The sequence below is a fragment of the Actinoallomurus bryophytorum genome (genome assembly GCF_006716425.1).
Classification (GTDB): Bacteria; Actinomycetota; Actinomycetes; order Streptosporangiales; family Streptosporangiaceae; genus Actinoallomurus; species Actinoallomurus bryophytorum.
Genome location: NZ_VFOZ01000001.1, coordinates 2,415,542 through 2,433,552 on the forward strand (window position 1 = coordinate 2,415,542; position 18,011 = coordinate 2,433,552).

Consider the following 18,011-nt stretch of genomic DNA (forward strand, 5'->3'; position numbering starts at 1 on the left):
TAACGACCACGAGACCTACATCCGTGTGAAATCGAGATTTATGACGGCCCGAATCGAAGCCGACTCGACGGAGCAGACAACGCATCGCGTACGGGGTGCCGACGACAACAGACGTGGAGAAGTTACCCCTGTGAAAGGACGCGACGCCAGGGGAACGTAGATACTGGTCATATTTTTGCGCACCCTGCATGCAGGTGGTGGCATTTCTAGGGCAATTCGTCGCGTGAGACGTCCTTCAACCACATATACGAGCGGCCGAACCCTCGCCGTACACGGCCGTTCCGCCGTCTCAGGCCCCGCGACGCCTCGCGCCCGCGGCCTCCCATAAAGCGGCTTCACCAGGCATTCCTCTCTCCCTCTGCGCCCGATATGTTGCCTTGAAGGCCTAAAAAGGGGGGATGCCAATGACCGGCAGATTGACGAACTGGGCGGGGAGCGTCACGTTCCAGGCGGATGAGGTGCGGCGGCCGGCTTCGCTGGAGCAACTGCGACGCCTGGTCGCCGACAGCACCAAGGTGCGTGCGCTCGGCAGCGGACATTCGTTCAACGACATAGCGGACACACCACACACACTGGTCTCGCTCGCGGAGATGCCGGAGCTCTTCGAGGTCGACACCGCCGCCGCCGCGGTCAAGGTCGGCGCCAGTCTGCGGTACGCCGAGGTGGGCCGGAGGCTCCATGAGCAAGGTCACGCCCTGCACAACCTGGCCTCGCTCCCGCACATCTCGGTGGCCGGTTCCGTCGCCACGGCGACGCACGGCTCGGGGGACGCCAACAAGAACCTCGCCACGGCGGTCAGGGCGCTGGAGATGGTCACCGCCGACGGCGACCTCGTCTCGCTGGACCGTGAGGACGTCGACTTCGGCGGCGCCGTCGTCGGGCTCGGCGCGCTCGGCATCGTCGTCAACCTGACGCTCGACATCATGCCCGCCTACGACCTGCGGCAGTACGTCTACGAAGGGCTGCCCCTGGAGGCCCTCGACGATCACTTCGACGACGTCTTCGGCGGCGCGTACAGCGTCAGCCTGTTCACGAGCTGGAGCGGCCCGAAGATCGACCAGGTCTGGGTCAAGACCAAGGGCGACCGGTCGGCGGAGGACTGGTTCACGGCTCACCCGGCCGACGGCCCGCGGCACCCCGTACCCGGCATCGACGCCGCCCCGTGTACCCAGCAGCTCGGTGTGCCCGGCCCCTGGTTCGAACGGCTGCCGCACTTCCGGCCGGAGTTCACCCCCAGCAGCGGCGTCGAGCTCCAGTCCGAGTACTTCGTGCCCCGACGGCACGGGGTCGCCGCCCTGAACGCGGTGGACGCGATCCGTGACAAGGTCGCGCCGGTCCTGCAGATCTCCGAGATCCGCACCATCGCGGCCGACGACCTGTGGATGAGCACCGCGTACGAGCAGGACAGCATGGCCCTGCACTTCACCTGGGTCAAGGACATGGACGGCGTCCTGCCGGTACTCGGGCTCCTCGAAGAGAGCCTCGCGCCGTACGGAGCCAGGCCGCACTGGGGGAAGCTCTTCACCACCGTGCCCGAGGGACTGCGGGACCGCTACCCGCGGCTGGAGGACTTCCACGCGCTCGTGCGGCACTACGACCCGCGCGGGACGTTCACCAACGACTTCCTGGACCGGCGCCTCTTCGGTTGAGACCCGGACTAGACCGCCATCTCTCCCAGCTCTGACCAGTCGTCCTGCGGCAGCTTCATGTTCACGATCAGCGGTGTCGCGGCCAGGTGCGGCGGAAGCGTGCGCTGTGCCGTCCTGAAGTGCTCCGACTGTACGTGCGCGGCGCCCGCGTCGTCGTCGCGGAACGCCTCGACGAGTACGTACTCGGTCGGGTCGTCCAGGCCGCGGGACCACTCGAACCACAGGCATCCCGGCTCCGCGCGGGTCGCCTCGGTGAAGTCACGGGCGATCTCCGGCCACCGGTCGGCGTCCTGCGGCCGGACTCGGAACTTGGCGGTGATGAAGATCATGACGCTCTCCCTCGCTCGCGACGGCGACGGCTCACAGGGCCACCTACGGACCGCCGAAGTACCTGCTGTCTAGGATCAAAGCATGGAATATCGACAGCTGGGGCGGTCGGGACTGAGGGTGTCGGCGCTGACGATGGGCACCATGACCTTCGGCGGCCAAGGCGACTTCGCCAACGTGGGCAGCACCGAGACCGACGAGGCACGCCGGCAGGTCGACATGTGTCTCGACGCGGGCATCAACCTGATCGACACGGCCGACGTCTACTCGGCGGGCCGCTCGGAAGAGATCGTCGGAGCGGCCATCAAGGGCCGTCGGGACGACGTCCTGCTCGCCACCAAGGTCCGTATGCCGATGGGCCCGGGCCCCAACGACGCCGGCCTGTCCCGCCACCACATCATCTCCGGATGTGAGGCCAGTCTCCGCCGGCTCGGCACGGACCACGTCGACCTGTACCAGGTCCACGAGTGGGACGGCGTCACTCCGCTGGAAGAGACCCTGGAGGCGCTGGACTCCCTGGTCACCTCCGGCAAGGTCCGCTACGTCGGGGCGTCGAACTACGCCGGCTGGCAGCTGATGAAGGCGCTCGGCACGGCCGACCGGCTCGGTCTCCCCCGCTTCGTCAGCCAGCAGATCTACTACTCGCTGCAGGCGCGCGAGGCCGAGTACGAGCTCGTCCCGGCGGCGATCGACCAGGGGCTGGGCATCCTGGTCTGGAGCCCGCTCGCCGGCGGCCTGCTGTCGGGCAAGTACCGCCGCGGGGTGACGGCGCCGGAGGGGTCCCGGCAGCTCACCGACTGGGACGAGCCCCCGGTCTATGACGAGGACAAGCTGTACGACACCGTCGACGTCCTCGTGGAGATCGCCGACGCCCGTGGAGTCTCGGCCGCACGGGTGGCCCTGGCGTACCTGCTCACCAAGCCGGCCGTGACCTCGCTCGTCATCGGCGCGCGTACGAGCGAGCAGCTTGCCGACAACCTCGCCGCCGCCGACCTGACCCTGGACGAGGACGAACGCGCGCGGCTGGACAAGGTCAGCGCGGTGCCGCTGAACTACCCCTACTGGCACCAGGCCCGTACCGCGAGCGACCGCCTCTCGCCGGCCGACCTGTCCCTACTCGGCCCGCACATCGGCTGACGACGGCCAAACCTTAGACCTCCCCGGCCATGCCCTCAGGCGGCGCCGGGGAGACCGCCCGCTGCGGCCGGCCGCGGCATCTTGGCAGCCGGAGTACCGGCCGGTCAGAGCTCGCCGACGATGCCGTCCCTGGGCTGGCCGACCGGCGAACGCCTCACCCGCCGGGGGCGGGCGGGTGAGGCGTTGAGCGTCCGTTAGTGGAACTGCGGGACGATCAGGTAGATCCCGTACGCCGCGATGAGCGCGCAGGCGAGGAAGCACAGGCCCGCTGCGGCGTTGCCGAGTGTTCCGCCTCGCGACGGGGCACCGTCGTCGCTGCCCTGTGCCGAGGCGAGGATGCCGACCGAGAAGATCACGACGATCGCCACGCCGACGGCGAAGCTGACCAGGGCCACCTCGCCGAGCGCGCTCCATTTGATGTCCATCTTCGCTGCCCCCTTACGCCGCGGTCGCCGACATGGCGGGCGCCATCGGCTCGTCGTTGACGTTCTTGGAGTCGATCGGGTTGCGCCGCGAGATGACGTAGATACCGGCGGCGACCGCCAGGGCGGCCACACAGATGATGACGACTCCGGCCGTACCACGCTTGGCCACTGCCGCGGCCACGCCGCCCACCGCCGCCGCGGCGGGAAGGGTGAACAGCCAGGCCAGTGCCATCCGGCCGGCCACGCTCCAGCGCACCTCGGCGAGCCGACGGCCGATGCCCGCGCCGAGGATCCCGCCGGAGCACACCTGGGTCGTGGAGAGCGCGAAGCCCAGGTGGGACGAGGCGAGGATCACCGTGGTCGACGCGGTCTCGGCGGCGAAGCCCTGCGGTGACTGGATGTCGGTCAGGCCCTTGCCCATGGTCCGGATGATCCGCCAGCCGCCGACGTAGGTTCCGAGCGCGATCGCCAGGCCCGCCATCAGAACGACCCACCAGGGCGGGCCCGAGCCGTGGGTCAGGACGCCGGCCGAGATCAGCGTGAGCGTGATGACGCCCATCGTCTTCTGCGCGTCGTTGGTGCCGTGCGCCAGGGAGACCAGCGACGCGGAGGCCACCTGCCCGTACCGGAAGCCGCGTGAGACCTCACGCTCGCGGCCGCGCCGCGTGATCACGTACGCGAGGTAGGTCGCCACCATCGCGACCAGACCGGCGACCAGCGGGGAGGCGATGGCGGGAATGAGGATCTTCTCGGTGACCGTGTCGAAGTGGACGCCGTGCACACCGGCGCCCACCCAGACCGCCCCGATCAGCCCGCCGAACAGGGCGTGGGACGAGCTGGACGGGAGTCCGAACAGCCAGGTCAGCAGGTTCCACACGATGGCACCCACCAGCCCGGCGAAGATCATCGCTGGGGTGACCAGGGCATCGTTCACGATCCCGCCCGAGATCGTCTTGGCGACCTCCGTGGACAGGAACGCCCCGACCAGGTTGAGGACTCCAGAGATCCCGACGGCGACCCGAGGAGGCAGGGCTCCCGTCGCGACCGAGGTCGCCATCGCGTTCGCGGTGTCGTGGAAGCCGTTGGTGAAATCGAATGCCAGTGCCGTGATCACGACGACCACGACCAGGAACGACCAGTGACTCATCAGGTCTTTGCCTCCTCGACGACGGTGGCGGCAACTGCGACCAGGCTAAATTCCGGTGATGAACGGAAAGTGAAGTGCGTCCGGATAAGGGCGACATTCGCCCTGGACGGCGGGGCTTTTCGTCAGGCGAGCGAACGGCGTTCGCGCTCCAGGAAGTCGCGTTCCGCGGTGTTGCCCGTACGGTCGATCGCCCTCTCGTAGGCCTGGGCCGCCTCCGCGTCGCGACCCAGGCGCCGGAGCAGGTCGGCGCGGATGGCGTGGAACAGGTGGTAACCGTCCAGGTCGAGCCCGTCGACGAGGGCCAGGGCGGCGGACGGTCCCTCGACCTCGGCCACCGCGACCGCACGGTTGAGGGCGACGACCGGCGTCGGGGTGAAGGACAGGAGCTGGTCGTACAGCCGCACGATCTGCCGCCAGTCGGTGCCGGACACGGCCGCCGCGTCGCTGTGGACCGCGTTGATCGCCGCCTGGATCTGGTACGGGCCCGGCCGGTCGCGCTGGAGGCACCGCCGTACGATGGCCTGGCCCTCGGCGATGAGATCGCGGTCCCACAGACCACGGTTCTGGTCGGCCAGCAGGATGAGGTCACCGTCCGAGGTCGTACGCGCGGTGCGGCGCGACTCCAGGAGCAGCATCAGCGCGAGCAGGCCCATGGTCTCCGGCTCGTCGGGCATGAGGGCGTCCAGCAGCCGGCCGAGACGGATGGCCTCCGCACAGAGGTCCGTGCGGACCAGCCGGTCTCCGGAGCTGGCGGCGTACCCCTCGTTGAAGATCAGATACACGACGGCCAGCACGGCACGGAGGCGACTGGGCAGGTCGGCCTCGCCCGGCACCCGGTAGGGGATGCCCGCGTCACGGATCTTGCCTTTGGCGCGGACCAGCCGCTGGGCCATCGTCGGCTCGGGCACCAGGAAGGCGCGCGCGATCTCGGCGGTCGTGAGGCCGCCCAGCAACCGGAGCGTCAGCGCGACCCGGACGCCGGTACCCAGGGCGGGGTGGCAGCAGGTGAAGATCAGGCGCAGCCGCTCATCGCGCACGGCGCCCTGCTCGGCGGGTTCGTCCTGGGCGTTGAGCAGGGCCGCCTGTGCGTGCCGGTCGTCGCGCGACGCCTCCCTGCGGAGGCGGTCGATGGCCCGGTTGCGAGCCGTGGTGATGATCCATCCGGCCGGACTCGGCGGCAGGCCGGAGGACGGCCAGCGCCGTACCGCCTCGGTGAACGCCTCCTGGACGGCCTCCTCGGCGATGTCGATGTCACCGAAGACGCGGACGAGAACGGCGACCGCGCGACCGTACTCGGCACGGAACACGCGCTCTATCCGCGCCGCCGTGACATCGGCCGCACCCGCCGAGCCGGCCGTCACCCGGCGCCTCGGCAAGGCCGTACCCCGCTCGGCAGCGTGGCCACCTCACTGAGCAGGTACTGCTTCATCGGATGCTCCTCTTCGATGCCGGCCTCTCACTCTCTACACGAACGGCCGGTGGCCGGATCGATTCGGGCGGCAGCGGTCCCTGGATTCTCCACGTCTCGCGGGGAGCATCTTCCTCCCTGTACGTGAGAGCGCGTGGTCGCGCAGCGGCCCTGCGGTCAGGCCGCGCCCGCGCACATCCGCCAAGAGAGATGGGAGCGCGCCGAGCGTCCTCCGCCACGAGTCAGGCGCCGAGGTGCAGTCGGAGTCGTGCAGGAGCACCGTTCCTCCCCCGCGCAGATCGCGGGTGACCGTGGCGCGGACGGACGCCGAAGTGGCGGAACGGGTCCAGTCGCGGCCCCAGTTCGTCCACAGCACCGGTGTGAGGCCGAGGCGGCGCGCCGCGACCAGCGCCGGCAGGCTCAGCACACCGTACGGCGGCCGGTACCAGCGCGGCACAGTGCCGGTCGTCCGGACGACGGCGTCCATCGCCCTGGCGAGTTCGTCGTACGTCGCGGCCGGTCCGCGCAGCAGCATGCAGCGGTGTTCCCAGCCGTGCACGGCGACCTCGTGCCCGGCGTCCGTCAGCTCCCTGCCCAGGTCCGGCGCGGCCCGCAGCATCCGGCCCAGCAGGAAGAACGTGGCGCTGACCTGGTGTTCGGCCAGCACATCGAGGAAAGCCGGGGTCGAGCGCGGGTCCGGCCCGTCGTCGAAGGTCAGGGCGACGTGGCCGGGATCCCCCATACCGGCCAGGCCGGGGAAGAGCCGCCTGCGCAGCGGCCCGAGCGAGGTGACCGCGGGCGCGGCGTGCGCGGCGGCCAGCACGCCGGCCGCGCCGAGCACGACGGCACGGACCTGCCGGGACGTCTCGATCACGGCGCCTCCCCGGCGAGGGCCGGTTCCCGCGTCGCGGGCAGGACGGCGGCCGGCCCCGCGGTGTCACAGCGCGCGAGCCCGGCGACGATCTCGGCCGGGTCCACCGCGGAAGCGTGCGGCGTCTGTGGTGGCCGGGCCAGCGCCATGGCCAGCATGCCGGGCAGGTCTTCCGGCCGGCGCGCCCATGGCGCCCAGCCGGCCTGGTCGAGAGCGGCGGCGTTCGTACTCCCGTGCCCAGGAAGGCAGCGATAGCTGATCACCGGCAGCCCGGACGCCAGTGCCTCAAGAGAGCTCAGGCCGCCCGCGTTCTGGATCACGACGTCGCAGGCACGCATCAGGGTGGGCATGTCGTCGACCCAGCCCAGCGTGATCCCCGCGCCGGACCGGGCGAGCGCCTCCCGCAGCACCGCGTTGCGCCCGCAGGCGACGACCGGTGTCGCCAGCCCGGACGCGGCCACGTCGCGTGCCGTCGCCGCGACGTCGCCGGTCCCCCACGCACCCGCGACCACCAGGGCCAGGGGCCGTCCGGTGCGCAGGCCGAACCGCAGGCGCGAGGCGTTCCGTTCGAGCGCGGACTCCGGGGGCCGGAACCCGGGCCGTACGGCGGGTCCGGAGACCCGTACGTCGGCGGCGCCCAGCCGCCGCGCCTGAGCCGCCGCCGTCGGATGCAGCGCCAGATGGGCGTCCACCCCCTCGGCGACCCACAGCGGATGCACGGACATGTCGGTGAGGTAAGTGATCACGGGGACCTCCAGCAGACCGCGTCGCCGCAGTCCGCCCAGCACCTGACCGGCGAGCGGATACGTCGAGACGACGGCGGCGGAGCCCGGCGCGACCGTACGTGCGACGCCGCGCGCGGCGAGGCCGCATGCCGCCGCGGCGAGTCCCGGACGCCGTTCGAGGGCGGTGAACAACCGTCCCCAGCTCTCCGGCGCGGCCCGCAGCTGCATCGCGTACGCCTGCCGCAGCAGCCGTCCGAGCGAGGCGGGGAGCATGTCGAGGAAGTCGTGGCAGTCGACGGAGAATCCGCTCTCGCGCAGCCGCCGGGCCAGCTCCGCCGCCGCGCCGTCATGTCCGGCGCCCACACTGGCCGACACGATCGTGATGTGCCTTGTCACCTGCTGTTGCCTTTCATCGAGGTGGCGCGGATCAGGATTCGCGCCGGGGGAAGGTCCGGAGGGCCAGCACGGCGCACGCGGACGCGATCGGCACCTCGAGGAGGACCGCCAGGAGCAGCGCCATCAGGTGGTCGGCTCCCGGGGCCGAGGTGGTCACGTCGAACCAGGCGTCGACCAGCAGCAACGTCGCGGTGGCGGCCGCCGCGAGGCAGCGCCGCTCGTCACGGAGGCGCACCAGTACGCCGGTCGTGACCAGGCCGAGGGCCTCCATCGTGTCCAGGCCCACCCAGGCCGTGGCCCAGTGCTGGGCCCGCACGCTGGGGGGAAGCCGAACGGCGAGCGCGACCAGCCAGGGGATCATCGCGAGGCCGGCCGCGATCAGCGCGCGTGCGAGCCACGGTGACCGCGAGGTGGCGGCACTCTCGTGTTCCGCGAGGCCGATGGGCGCCCTGACCCGGCCGCGTCGAGCGTCGATCGTCACCATCAGCGGACCTTCCGCATCCGCAGGCGCCCGCGGCGGGCACCGCGATGACTGACGGTGACGTTGTTGAAGGTTCCGTGCGCGACGGCCAGCCAGCAGAACCCGCCGACCGCGATCACTCCGGCGGCGTGCACGTCACGGTGCCGCCGGCCCCGGCCGAAAAGCACTGTGAGGGCGCCGGCTTCCAGGGGGAGGCGACCCCACGCGAAGGCGGACCGGTGTCCGCGGCGGGCGCCCCGCAGGATCTCCGGCGCCACTCGTGTCGCGACGACGACATCGATGAGGGACTCCGCGTCGTACACCTCGAGGGCGGTTCGCCCCTCCGAGGCCCGGCCGAGCCGGACCGACCACGGTGTGCCGGTCAGGCACCGATCACTCGGATCCGCACTGGTAGCCATGAGGTCGATCTCCTCCCGCGCCCGGCTTGTCGGGCACGGCCACCAGCGTCGCGGTCCGGCGGATCGATTCCAGTAACGCGGATATCCGACCTTGTGGTGGCGTTAGCACCACCTTCAACCGTGAAGCGAGGTTCATGGAAACACCCCACCTGGGGAAACTACGGTTACCTCATGACATCGACCGGTGCGCTCACGCACGCTCCGTGGTCGGCCCGTGCGTGGCGGGACACCACGTTCGTCGCGGCCGGTGTGCCGGTGCAGCTCGCCGCGTTCGTGGTCCTCATGTCGCCGTGGACGGTGTGGGTGCCGGTCACGACGACCGAGATCCTGCTCGCGCTCGTCGTCCCGCTCGCGCTGATCCTGGTCGGCGCCCATGCGCTGACGGCGGCGCAGCGACGACGGTTCTGGGCCCTCTTGGGCATGGACGTGCCGGCGACCGCGGAAAGCCTCAGCTGGCGCGGGGTGACGGCGTCGGTGCGCTCGGAGGCCACCTGGCGGCAGGTCGGCTACCACCTGGTGGCGGGGCCGGTCCTCGCCGCGGGCGGAGTGCTGACCGTCCTCACCTGGGCGGCGGGGTTCGCGCTGGCGACCGTCTTCGGCTACGGATGGGCGTTTCCGCGCTCGCTTCGCCCGGGCGGCTGGACCGGCAGGGATGCCTACCTCACCCTGGCCGGCTTGCTGCTCCTCCTGGCCGCCCCCTGGGTGGCGGCCGGCGTCACCCGGCTCGACTCCCGCCTGGCGGCGTCCCTCCTGGGGCCGAGCCGGGCCAAAGAGCTCCAGCGCAGGGTCGAGGACCTCACCGAGAGCCGCGCGGGCGTCGTGGACGCGGCGGACACCGAGCGGCGCCGGATCGAGCGGGACCTGCACGACGGCGCCCAGCAGCGACTGGTGTCTCTGGCCCTGAACCTCGGGCTCGCGCGGGAGACCCTCACCGATGTGCCGGATGACGCCATGCGGGTCATCGTGGAGGCGCACGAGGAGGCGAAGGAGGCCCTCACCGAACTGCGCGACCTCGTGCGCGGCCTGCATCCGGCCGTGCTGGACGCACGCGGCCTGGACGCCGCGCTGTCGGGCATCGCGGCGCGAGCACCGTTGCCGGTACGCCTGCGGGTCGACGTTCCCGAACGAGCCTCGCCGACGGTGGAGGCCGTCGCGTACTTCGTCGCCTCCGAGGCGCTCACCAACGTCAGCAGGCACGCCCGTGCGTCTCACATGGAGATCACGGTGGAGCGGCTCGACGGCGTGCTGCGGATGGTCCTGTCCGACGACGGGGTGGGCGGCGCGGACCCGTCCGGGGGAACCGGATTGGCCGGTCTCGCGCGGCGGGTCCGTTCGGTGGACGGTACGTTCCGGATCACCAGCCCCCCGGGGGGACCGACCATCATCACCGCGGAGTTGCCGTGCGAATCGTGATCGCGGAGGACTCCGTCCTGCTGCGTGTCGGCCTGATCAAGCTGGTCGAGACCGCGGGCTATGAGGTGGCCGCGGCGGTCGGCGACGCGGCCGGCCTGCTGACGGCGGTGGAGGAGCACCGGCCGGACGCGGTGATCGTGGACGTACGGATGCCGCCCGCCTTCACCGACGAGGGCGTACGCGCGGCCCTGGTGATCAGACGGCAGTGGCCCGAGATCGCGGTGCTGGTGCTCTCCCAGTACGTCGAGGAGCGGTACGCGGCCGAACTGCTGTCGGCGAACACGAGCGGGGTCGGCTACCTGCTGAAGGACCGGGTCGCCGACGTCTCGGCGTTCCTCGACGCGCTACGCCGGGTCATCGCGGGAGGGACCGCCCTGGACCCGGAGGTCGTCTCACAGCTGCTGCTCCGCCGGCGAAGCGACCCTCTCGACCGGCTGACACCGCGCGAACGCGACGTGCTGGCGCTCATGGCCGAGGGGCGTTCCAACGCCGGCATCGCCGAGAAACTCGTGGTCGGGGACAGCGCCGTCGCCAAACACATCAACAACATCTTCGCCAAGCTCGACCTGTCCGCCGCCGACGCCGACCACCGCCGCGTGCTCGCCGTACTGCGGTTCCTGAGCGTGGGGTGAGGGCATGACCGGGCCTGAGCGACCCCGGCGGCGGGGAATCTGGATCGCCGTCGCCGTGGTGACCGCGTTCGTGATCGTCGTGCCCCTCGGCGTGCAGATCTGGGGACGGCTCATCCGCCAGACGCGTACCGACACCGTCTCGTACCGCCACCCGATCAGGGCGCTGGAGATCGACTCTCCGGACGGTGCCGTGACGGTCGGCGCGGGGCCGTCGGGCCAGGTGAGCGTACGCCGCACGCTGACCTGGGCGCTGAGCAGGCCGAACGTCCGGCAGACGTGGGACGGCGACACCCTGCGGATCGACGTCACGTGCAGGCGGGCGGAGCTGTACAGCAGTCTGGAATGTGGAGCCGACCTCGACCTGCGGGTGCCGGCCGACGTGTCGGTGCGCGCGTCGGTGACCTCCGGGAGGATCGACGTAAGGAACATCGCCGGCGGTCTCCATCTGCGGACGACGACGGGGATCGTGCGGATGACCGATGTGTCGGGCGGAATATGGGCCAGGTCGCGCTCGGGCACGGTCGCCGGGACGGCACTCACCGCGCCGAAGGTCGACGCCGAGGTGACCTCGGGACAGATCCGGCTCGGATTCACCGGCCCACCTGAGCAGGTCACCGCTGCCACCACCTCCGGCACCGTGTCGATCGGTGTTCCGCCAGGCTTCCGTTACCGGGTCGATGGCACGACGGCGAGCGGCTCTCGCCACGTCGATCCGGCCCTCGTCGACGCCGGATCGAGCCGCGCCATAACCCTGACGGCCGTGTCCGGGGCGGTCACCCTCGGCTATCCGCCACCTTCGTGACCCTGAACGCGTCGCGGTGGCCATGAAGCACGGGCCCACCTTCTGGAGATGACGGGCGACCGGCGGGGTGCCGTCGAGACTTATCGCGCGGCCGCCGCCCGTACGACGAGCGGCCCCGAGCACCGCTACCGCGCGGCTCGCTGCGCCGTAAGCCCGTTCTGTGGGTACATCTACCCGTATGGGTAGTTCGCCAGGGCAGCCGGGATGAGAGCCGTCGTCTTCACCGGCACCCGCTCGGTCATGGTCCAGGACGTGCCGGACGCGGAGCTGGAAGAACCCACCGACGTCGTCGTGCGGGTCACCTCGAGTGCGATCTGCGGGACCGATCTGCACATGTACGACGGCCGGACCGGGGCCGAGCCGGGCCTGGTCTTCGGGCACGAACCGCTGGGCGTGGTCGAGCGGGCCGGTTCCGCGGTGGAGATGGTCGAGCGCGGGGACCGCGTGGTGATCCCGACCCACCTGTACTGCGGCGTGTGCGTCAACTGCGCGCGCGGGCTCTCGGCCGCCTGCCTGCGGGTGCGCCCGGGAGGGTTCGGGGCGGCGTACGGCTACGCCGGCATGGGCGCGTACCGCGGCGCGCAGGCCGAACTCCTGCGGGTGCCCTACGCCGACGCCAACTGCGTCCCGGTGCCCGGTGAGCCCGGGGACGACCTCGAGGACGATCTGGTCCTGCTGGCCGACGCGTTCGTGACCGGCTGGCACGCGACCGAGCTGGCGGAGATCCGGGCGGGTTCGACCGTCGCGGTGTTCGGCGCCGGGACGATCGGCCTGCTGGCCGCGTACGGCTCGCTGCTGAAGGGCGCCGCCGAGGTCTACGTCGTGGACGCGGTGCCCGACCGGCTGGACAAGGCGGGTGAGCTGGGCGCCGTCCCGGTCGACTACCGGCAGGGCGACCCGGTCGAGCGGATCCGCGAACTGCGCAGGAAGGGCGGGCTGCCGATCGGCGAGGAGGCGATGGGCGGCGTGGAGGCGGCAATCGACGCGGTCGGGTTCCAGGCATGTGACCGTTCGGTGCCCGGGGAGGAGAACCCCGCCCAGGTCATCGCGGACCTCGCCCGCCTGGTGAACCCGGCCGGCCACATTGGGATCATCGGCGTCCACACCGAGAAGGATCTGCATCCGGCTCCCCAGGGGTACGCCGACGGGCGTCTCACGGTGCCCTGGGCCACCTTCTTCGCCAAGGGGGTCTCGGTCCGCTTCGGCCGTACGCACGACCGCCGGTACACCGTCCTGCTCCGCGACCTCGTCCTGTCCGGCCGCGCCCGGCCGAGCACGGTCGTCAGCCATCACGGCGGACTCGATGACGCACCGGTGCTGTACCGATCGTTCGACCGGCGGGCCGACGGCGTCATCAAGGCGGTCCTGCGCCCCTAAGGTCTGGCTCATAGCCATGCTGTTGCCGGGTGGCGCCGCCTTGGCTGTGCCTGGGCGGGGTTATCCACAGAACCCCGCTCTACTTCCGCCCGCCGCTGTTCTGGCTGGACAATGAGAGTGGGATGGCACCCCCGGGCGGGTGGGCTCCAGGTGGGTGGGCTCCATCCCGGACGGGGCCCAGACGGGAGGGCTCCAGGTGAGTGAGCTCCAGCCCGGACGGGGCCCAGACCGGACGGGGCCCAGACCGGACGGGGCCCAGACCGAGCGGCCCCAAACCGAGGACTTCGAGACAGGCCCTGCGGCCTAGATCACCGCGGCGGTCTCGACGGCGAGCTGGAACAGGTCGGCGCGTACGTCCGCCGTGGTCCAGCCGCGGTGGTCCCAGGCCTCACCGCTGAGGTCGTCTCCGGCATAGAGGTACTGCACGAAACGCACGTCACGGAACGCGGCGACGGCGAGGAAGGCCGCGGTCTCCATCTCGACGGTCACGCAGCCTTCGTCCCGCCGGGCGCGTACCCGTGCCGGGGTCTCCCTGAAGACGCCGTCCGTGGTCCAGGTCATGCCAATGGTGTACGGGACGCCGCGGGCGACGAGGGTCGCCACCGCCCTGTCCACCAGGGACGGGTCCACCCGGATGACCCGCGCGGGCGGAGCGTAGTGGTAGGAGGTGCCCTCGTCGCGTACGGCGGCGTCCGGGACGACCACATGGCCGAGTGCGAGTCCGGGCTGGATGGCCCCCGCGCCACCGCAGGCGACGAAGGACCGTCCGCCTGCGGCGATCGCCCGTTCGAGGTGCTGGACGGCCAGCGGCGCACCGACGCCCGGGTGGAAGACGGCCACCGGGATCCCGTCGTGGACCAGCCGATAGATCCGGTGGCCCCCGATCTCACGGGAGAACTCACCGATCCGCCGCCCTGCGTGGGTGGCCACCAGGTCGTCGACCACCTCGGGGAAGAAGCACATCACGACCCGCTCCGGCAGCGGCTCGGTCAGGGCCGGCGGAGTCGGAGTGATCAGAGCCGTGAAGTTCGGGTCGAACTCCGTCAGTGGAAGATCCACACCATGATCCTGTCTGGGGATGAAGGACCGCACCAGGCTAGACAGGCCGGGCGGCGCGTCACTCCTGGGGGCGTTCGTCGCCGTCGAGCGCGGCCAGGTCGAGCACGGCCAGGTCGGGCGGGACCAGAGTGGTCGAGAGCAGCAGCTCCCGTAGGAGGTTGTGGTTGAGGGCGTTGCCGACCGGCTCGCCGATCTCGGCGCGGGTCAGGCCGGCGACGCCGTCCGCGGACAGGCGGTTGCGTACGCCGACGACGAGGTGCTCGACCCGTTTCCTGGTCCAGCCCGCTTCGGGCGCCAGCTCGGCAAGCTGGGCGGCGGCCACGTGCCAGGGCAGCGGCTGTGGCCGTGGCTCGTGCAGCAGGTAGCGCTGGCCGAGGACGATCAGCGCGAGGCGTTCGTCCTCGTCGAGCGTCCAGATCCTGGGCGGCTGCGTGATGTCGCGGTGCCTCGGCGCGGGCCGCCGGCCGTCGGCACCGGTCACGTAGATCTCGAGCAGATGCTCGCGGTGGTTGGACCCGCGGACGAACAGCGGCGTGTAGCCCTCCTCCAGCGGCACCGGCTCTTCGTTCTCGAACAGCAGGCGGGAGCCGGGCAGCCGGATCGGCACCCGTCCGTGGTTGTGCACCCACCACTTCTTCCCGAGGTGCACGAGCGCGCCCTGCCTGCGGCTCACCCGCAGGTCGTCCTCGCCGAGGCAGACATGCACCTCGGGCCGGTTACGGCCGAACACGACCGTACGGCCCTCCCCCGGGCCCAGCGCGACGCCGCCGGCCAGGGTCAGCGTGAAGATCGTCCCCGGCGCCGACGAGGGGACGCCGCGCGCCAGGCTGCCATGGCTCTCCGGCAGGATCCGGCCGGCCGTCATCCGACGGATCTCGCTCACCTGGCCCTCCCGAGAAGGCTCGTCCCGACAGGTGTCCCCGGCGTACGGTCCGCGTCAGCCGGCCGGCAGCCTGGCCGCGGCGGCCGACGCGAGGGTCTCGGCGCTGTCGCACAGCCGCCCGCCGGCCTCTCCGCCGGAGACCACGAGGAAGACGAGCTCGGCGGTGGTGTTCCCGCTCGTGTCCCGGTAGGAGCGGTGGACCACCTGGACCAGGCAGGTGCCGCGCCCGTCCCCACCGGGCGTGATGTACGCCGGGTGGCCGCCGAGCCGCCTCGGATGGCCGTCCGGCGCGGTCAGCGGACCGTCGCGGTCGAAGCGGAGCTGGATCGTGGTGTCGCCGGTGCCGCTGTGCCAGTGGCAGTCCCACCGGCCGAACCCCGCCTCGGGATGCGCGCCGTCGATGCCGCGTACCCGCGAGAGCGCGGCGGGGTCGAGGAGCCCGCAGGCGTCCAGGTTGCCCAGCGACCGTGCCGGCAGCGCGTGGGCACGCCGTGGGATCCGGCCGCGGCCGAGCACCGTCGCCGCACGGTCGGTGGCGAGCGTGGCGGCGGCGCAGAGGTCCACCGTGCCGTGGCCCGTACGCTGCGCCGTGACCTCCACGAGGTTCCCGTCGGCCAGGACCAGCGTCCGATCGCACTCGCCGCCGCTCGCCGGCTCGGCCACGATCTCGATCGATCCCCGCCGCTCGACCTGGTCCTGTGAGCCCGGCTCGGGCGCCGGGCCGTTCGCGAGTTCGACCTTCACGTCCGCCAGGTCGTCATCGCCGCGCCGGATGAGGACGTCGCAGCGGTTGAAGTTGCCGTAGTCGGTGGACAGCTCCGCCTGCCCGAACCGCTCGAATCCGGCAGGATCCATCAGGGCGCACGGATCGGCCGTACGCGGGTCGCCGATGGCCGAGACCGGGGTGGCCGCCGGCGTGGCCGGCCCGCCCGCCGGCGCGGAACCCGCCGACCGGGATACCAGCGACGCGCCGGCCAGCACCATCGCGGCACCGGCCGCGAGCGCGACGAGTCCTAATCGGCGAGGTGGCGCCGGTTCGGGGACGGCACGGAGCCCGAGGAGGCGCTCGGCCTCGGCGGCGTCGGGCCGGTCGGCCGGCTCCAGGGCCAGCATCGCCGACAGGGCGGCGCCGAGCGGCCCCGGGGAGCTGGGGGCGGCGACGTGCCCGGAGGCGGCACGCCAGACCACGGTCAGGGGGTTGTCGCCCGAGCCGAGCGGCGAGACTCCCTCCGCCGCGGCGAACAGGGTCGCGCCGAGGGAGAAGACGTCGGCGGGCGGAAGCGGCTTCGCCCCGCGGGCCACTTCCGGGGCGACGTAGGCCGGGGTGCCGCGGAACAGGCCACTGTCGCTGATGGTCTCATCGCCCCAGAGGGCCCGCGCGACGCCGAAGTCGGTGAGCTTGGCATCGCCGGCCTCGGTGATCAGGACGTTCCCCGGTTTCACGTCGCCGTGGACGATGCCCAGGGCGTGCACGGCGGCCAGTGCCTCGGCGAGCTGGCGTCCGATACGGGCGACGTCTTCGGGGGGCAGGACGCCGCCCGCGCCGATAAGGTCGGCCAGATCGCGGGCGGGGACGTACTCCATGACCAGCCAGGTAGCGGCATCGTCGGTGACCAGGTCGTACAGCGCCACGACCCGTGGATGGTCGATGCCACCCGCGATGCGCGCCTCGCGGGAGAGCTGGCGCAGCCGGCGTTCGTCGGCCGCGGGATGAGCGCGCTTGAGCGCCACCGGACGGTCAAGGTCCTCGTCTGTGGCCAGCCATACGGCGCCCATCCCCCCCGAGCCGATCTGGCGTTCGACCCGGTAACGACCCGCGATCAAGGCACCGGTGCGTACCGTCACTCCCTCTCACCCCGCTGACGGATCTGTCGGTGGTGTTCGCATTGTCACCAGAACACTACGGCGTGACACCATCGCGCGTGGTGCGTACGGAGTCTGCTAGAACAAGCTCTGCACAACGCGGGAGCCGCGGAGCCCGACATGGGAACGTTGCAACGCGACGGCACCACACAGCTTTTGGCGGACACCCCATGGCAGATGACGACAGGCCGCTCGCCACCCAGATCGACACCGGCAGACCGAGCGTCGCCCGCATGTACGACTACTACCTCGGCGGCAAGGACAACTACGTCGTCGACCGGGCCGCGGCGGACCAGATGATGTCGGCGGTGCCGGAGTCGAGGGAGATGGTCGCGGCCAACCGCGCGTTCCTCGCACGTGCGGTGCACCATCTGGCCGCGGAGATGGGAATCCGCCAGTTTCTCGACATCGGATCCGGCCTGCCGACCCAGCAGAACGTTCACGAGGTCGCGCAGGCCGTCGACCCGGACAGCAGGGTCGTGTACGTGGACCACGATCCCCACGCCGTCGTCCACGGCCGGGCGCTGCTGGCCACCGGCAAGAACACCTTGTTCACACACGGCGACCTGCTGAGGCCGGAGGAGATCCTCAACGATCCGAAGGTGCGGGCCCTGATCGACTTCGACCGGCCCGTGGCGATCCTGATCGTCGCCATCCTGCACTTCGTCTCCGACGAGGACGACCCCACCGGCATTCTGCACCGCCTGCACGAGGCCATGGCGCCGGGTAGCTACCTGGCCATCTCCCACATCCTGGACGATCCGCGTACGCATGCCATCGGAAAGATCCTGACCGCCTCGGGCGCGCCTCCGTGGTACCCACGGTCCCGTTCGGAGATCACCGGCTTCTTCGACGGGTTCGAGCTGGTCGACCCGGGCGTGACGGTCCTTCCGCAGTGGCGTCCGCCGGCGTCGGCCGCGGTGCCGCTGCACCACACGCCCGACTCCGCGCAGGAGCTGCGCTGGCAGGTCGCGGGCATCGCTCGTCGCGACTAAGGCGGCCCGCGACCTGACGTTCG

At 71.4% G+C, this 18,011-nt stretch carries 18 protein-coding genes; 7 read left to right on the plus strand and 11 right to left on the minus strand.

Annotated elements, in window-relative coordinates:
* The first annotated feature begins 404 nt into the window (after nt 1–404).
* Nucleotides 405–1,649 (plus strand): D-arabinono-1,4-lactone oxidase, encoded by a 1,245-nt coding sequence (locus tag FB559_RS11330; protein WP_185792151.1) that lies wholly within the window; start codon nt 405–407, stop codon nt 1,647–1,649.
* Nucleotides 1,650–1,657: 8 nt separating this feature from the next.
* Here FB559_RS11330 and FB559_RS11335 read toward each other — a convergent pair whose 3' ends face one another.
* Entirely contained in the window at nt 1,658–1,978 is a 321-nt protein-coding gene (locus tag FB559_RS11335) for a putative quinol monooxygenase (protein WP_141955575.1), read from the minus strand.
* Between the two features lie 82 nt (nt 1,979–2,060).
* Between FB559_RS11335 and FB559_RS11340 the strand changes: the two genes are divergently transcribed.
* On the plus strand, nt 2,061–3,113 hold the full coding sequence (locus tag FB559_RS11340) for an aldo/keto reductase (protein ID WP_141955576.1): 1,053 nt from the start codon (nt 2,061–2,063) through the stop codon (nt 3,111–3,113).
* A 194-nt stretch (nt 3,114–3,307) separates the two neighbouring features.
* Here FB559_RS11340 and FB559_RS11345 read toward each other — a convergent pair whose 3' ends face one another.
* The 7 genes from FB559_RS11345 to FB559_RS11375 all read right to left on the minus strand — a co-directional run bounded on the left by FB559_RS11345 (nt 3,308) and on the right by FB559_RS11375 (nt 8,964).
* Entirely contained in the window at nt 3,308–3,538 is a 231-nt protein-coding gene (locus tag FB559_RS11345; RefSeq protein ID WP_141955577.1) for a hypothetical protein, read from the minus strand.
* A gap of 13 nt (nt 3,539–3,551) precedes the next feature.
* A complete protein-coding gene (locus tag FB559_RS11350; RefSeq protein ID WP_141955578.1) occupies nt 3,552–4,685 on the minus strand; it encodes an inorganic phosphate transporter in 1,134 nt (377 codons plus the stop codon).
* A gap of 122 nt (nt 4,686–4,807) precedes the next feature.
* Complete coding sequence (locus tag FB559_RS11355) at nt 4,808–5,992, minus strand: RNA polymerase sigma factor (protein WP_185792152.1); 1,185 nt, start codon at nt 5,990–5,992, stop codon at nt 4,808–4,810.
* 156 nt (nt 5,993–6,148) lie between these two features.
* The gene (locus FB559_RS11360; RefSeq protein ID WP_281286253.1) at nt 6,149–6,967 is read right to left on the minus strand and encodes a polysaccharide deacetylase family protein; all 819 of its coding nucleotides are present in this window, start codon (nt 6,965–6,967) and stop codon (nt 6,149–6,151) included.
* Complete coding sequence (locus FB559_RS11365; RefSeq protein ID WP_141955579.1) at nt 6,964–8,085, minus strand: MGDG synthase family glycosyltransferase; 1,122 nt, start codon at nt 8,083–8,085, stop codon at nt 6,964–6,966. The genes FB559_RS11360 and FB559_RS11365 overlap by 4 nt, the downstream gene beginning before the upstream one ends.
* A gap of 31 nt (nt 8,086–8,116) precedes the next feature.
* On the minus strand, nt 8,117–8,569 hold the full coding sequence (locus FB559_RS11370) for a hypothetical protein (protein WP_141955580.1): 453 nt from the start codon (nt 8,567–8,569) through the stop codon (nt 8,117–8,119).
* Nucleotides 8,569–8,964: a hypothetical protein gene (locus FB559_RS11375; RefSeq protein WP_141955581.1), complete on the minus strand. Its 396-nt coding sequence runs from the start codon at nt 8,962–8,964 to the stop codon at nt 8,569–8,571. Before FB559_RS11375 ends, FB559_RS11370 begins: the two co-directional genes overlap by 1 nt.
* 171 nt (nt 8,965–9,135) lie before the next feature.
* On the opposite strand from FB559_RS11375, the gene FB559_RS11380 reads away from it, so the two are divergent.
* The 4 genes from FB559_RS11380 (at nt 9,136) to FB559_RS11395 (ending at nt 13,188) form a co-directional block, all read left to right on the plus strand.
* Nucleotides 9,136–10,377, plus strand: a complete 1,242-nt coding sequence (locus FB559_RS11380) for a sensor histidine kinase (protein WP_141955582.1) — start codon at nt 9,136–9,138, stop codon at nt 10,375–10,377.
* The gene (locus FB559_RS11385; protein WP_141955583.1) at nt 10,365–11,009 is read left to right on the plus strand and encodes a response regulator transcription factor; all 645 of its coding nucleotides are present in this window, start codon (nt 10,365–10,367) and stop codon (nt 11,007–11,009) included. The genes FB559_RS11380 and FB559_RS11385 overlap by 13 nt, the downstream gene beginning before the upstream one ends.
* Nucleotides 11,010–11,013: 4 nt before the next feature.
* Nucleotides 11,014–11,811, plus strand: coding sequence for a DUF4097 family beta strand repeat-containing protein (locus tag FB559_RS11390; protein ID WP_141955584.1), 798 nt, complete (start codon nt 11,014–11,016; stop codon nt 11,809–11,811).
* Between the two features lie 204 nt (nt 11,812–12,015).
* Nucleotides 12,016–13,188: a glutathione-independent formaldehyde dehydrogenase gene (locus tag FB559_RS11395; protein ID WP_141955585.1), complete on the plus strand. Its 1,173-nt coding sequence runs from the start codon at nt 12,016–12,018 to the stop codon at nt 13,186–13,188.
* A gap of 303 nt (nt 13,189–13,491) precedes the next feature.
* Here FB559_RS11395 and FB559_RS11400 read toward each other — a convergent pair whose 3' ends face one another.
* The 3 genes from FB559_RS11400 to FB559_RS11410 are packed head-to-tail and all read right to left on the minus strand — an operon-like array spanning nt 13,492 to nt 16,975.
* Nucleotides 13,492–14,247, minus strand: a complete 756-nt coding sequence (locus tag FB559_RS11400; RefSeq protein ID WP_221639974.1) for a nucleoside phosphorylase — start codon at nt 14,245–14,247, stop codon at nt 13,492–13,494.
* Between the two features lie 58 nt (nt 14,248–14,305).
* Nucleotides 14,306–15,130 (minus strand): hypothetical protein, encoded by an 825-nt coding sequence (locus FB559_RS11405; RefSeq protein ID WP_221639976.1) that lies wholly within the window; start codon nt 15,128–15,130, stop codon nt 14,306–14,308.
* A 54-nt stretch (nt 15,131–15,184) separates the two neighbouring features.
* Nucleotides 15,185–16,975 (minus strand): serine/threonine-protein kinase, encoded by a 1,791-nt coding sequence (locus FB559_RS11410; protein WP_141955586.1) that lies wholly within the window; start codon nt 16,973–16,975, stop codon nt 15,185–15,187.
* Between the two features lie 188 nt (nt 16,976–17,163).
* Between FB559_RS11410 and FB559_RS11415 the strand changes: the two genes are divergently transcribed.
* Nucleotides 17,164–17,988, plus strand: a complete 825-nt coding sequence (locus tag FB559_RS11415) for an SAM-dependent methyltransferase (protein WP_141955587.1) — start codon at nt 17,164–17,166, stop codon at nt 17,986–17,988.
* Nucleotides 17,989–18,011: the final 23 nt, after the last annotated feature.

Bases quoted from the DNA above. Each gene is read 5' to 3' on its own strand.
- FB559_RS11330 (WP_185792151.1), top strand. From the start codon at position 405: ATGACCGGCAGATTGACGAACTGGGCGGGGAGCGTCACGTTCCAGGCG.
- FB559_RS11335 (WP_141955575.1), bottom strand. From the start codon at position 1,978: ATGATCTTCATCACCGCCAAGTTCCGAGTCCGGCCGCAGGACGCCGAC.
- FB559_RS11340 (WP_141955576.1), top strand. From the start codon at position 2,061: ATGGAATATCGACAGCTGGGGCGGTCGGGACTGAGGGTGTCGGCGCTG.
- FB559_RS11345 (WP_141955577.1), bottom strand. From the start codon at position 3,538: ATGGACATCAAATGGAGCGCGCTCGGCGAGGTGGCCCTGGTCAGCTTC.
- FB559_RS11350 (WP_141955578.1), bottom strand. From the start codon at position 4,685: ATGAGTCACTGGTCGTTCCTGGTCGTGGTCGTCGTGATCACGGCACTG.
- FB559_RS11370 (WP_141955580.1), bottom strand. From the start codon at position 8,569: ATGGTGACGATCGACGCTCGACGCGGCCGGGTCAGGGCGCCCATCGGC.
- FB559_RS11375 (WP_141955581.1), bottom strand. From the start codon at position 8,964: ATGGCTACCAGTGCGGATCCGAGTGATCGGTGCCTGACCGGCACACCG.
- FB559_RS11380 (WP_141955582.1), top strand. From the start codon at position 9,136: ATGACATCGACCGGTGCGCTCACGCACGCTCCGTGGTCGGCCCGTGCG.
- FB559_RS11390 (WP_141955584.1), top strand. From the start codon at position 11,014: ATGACCGGGCCTGAGCGACCCCGGCGGCGGGGAATCTGGATCGCCGTC.
- FB559_RS11395 (WP_141955585.1), top strand. From the start codon at position 12,016: ATGAGAGCCGTCGTCTTCACCGGCACCCGCTCGGTCATGGTCCAGGAC.
- FB559_RS11415 (WP_141955587.1), top strand. From the start codon at position 17,164: ATGGCAGATGACGACAGGCCGCTCGCCACCCAGATCGACACCGGCAGA.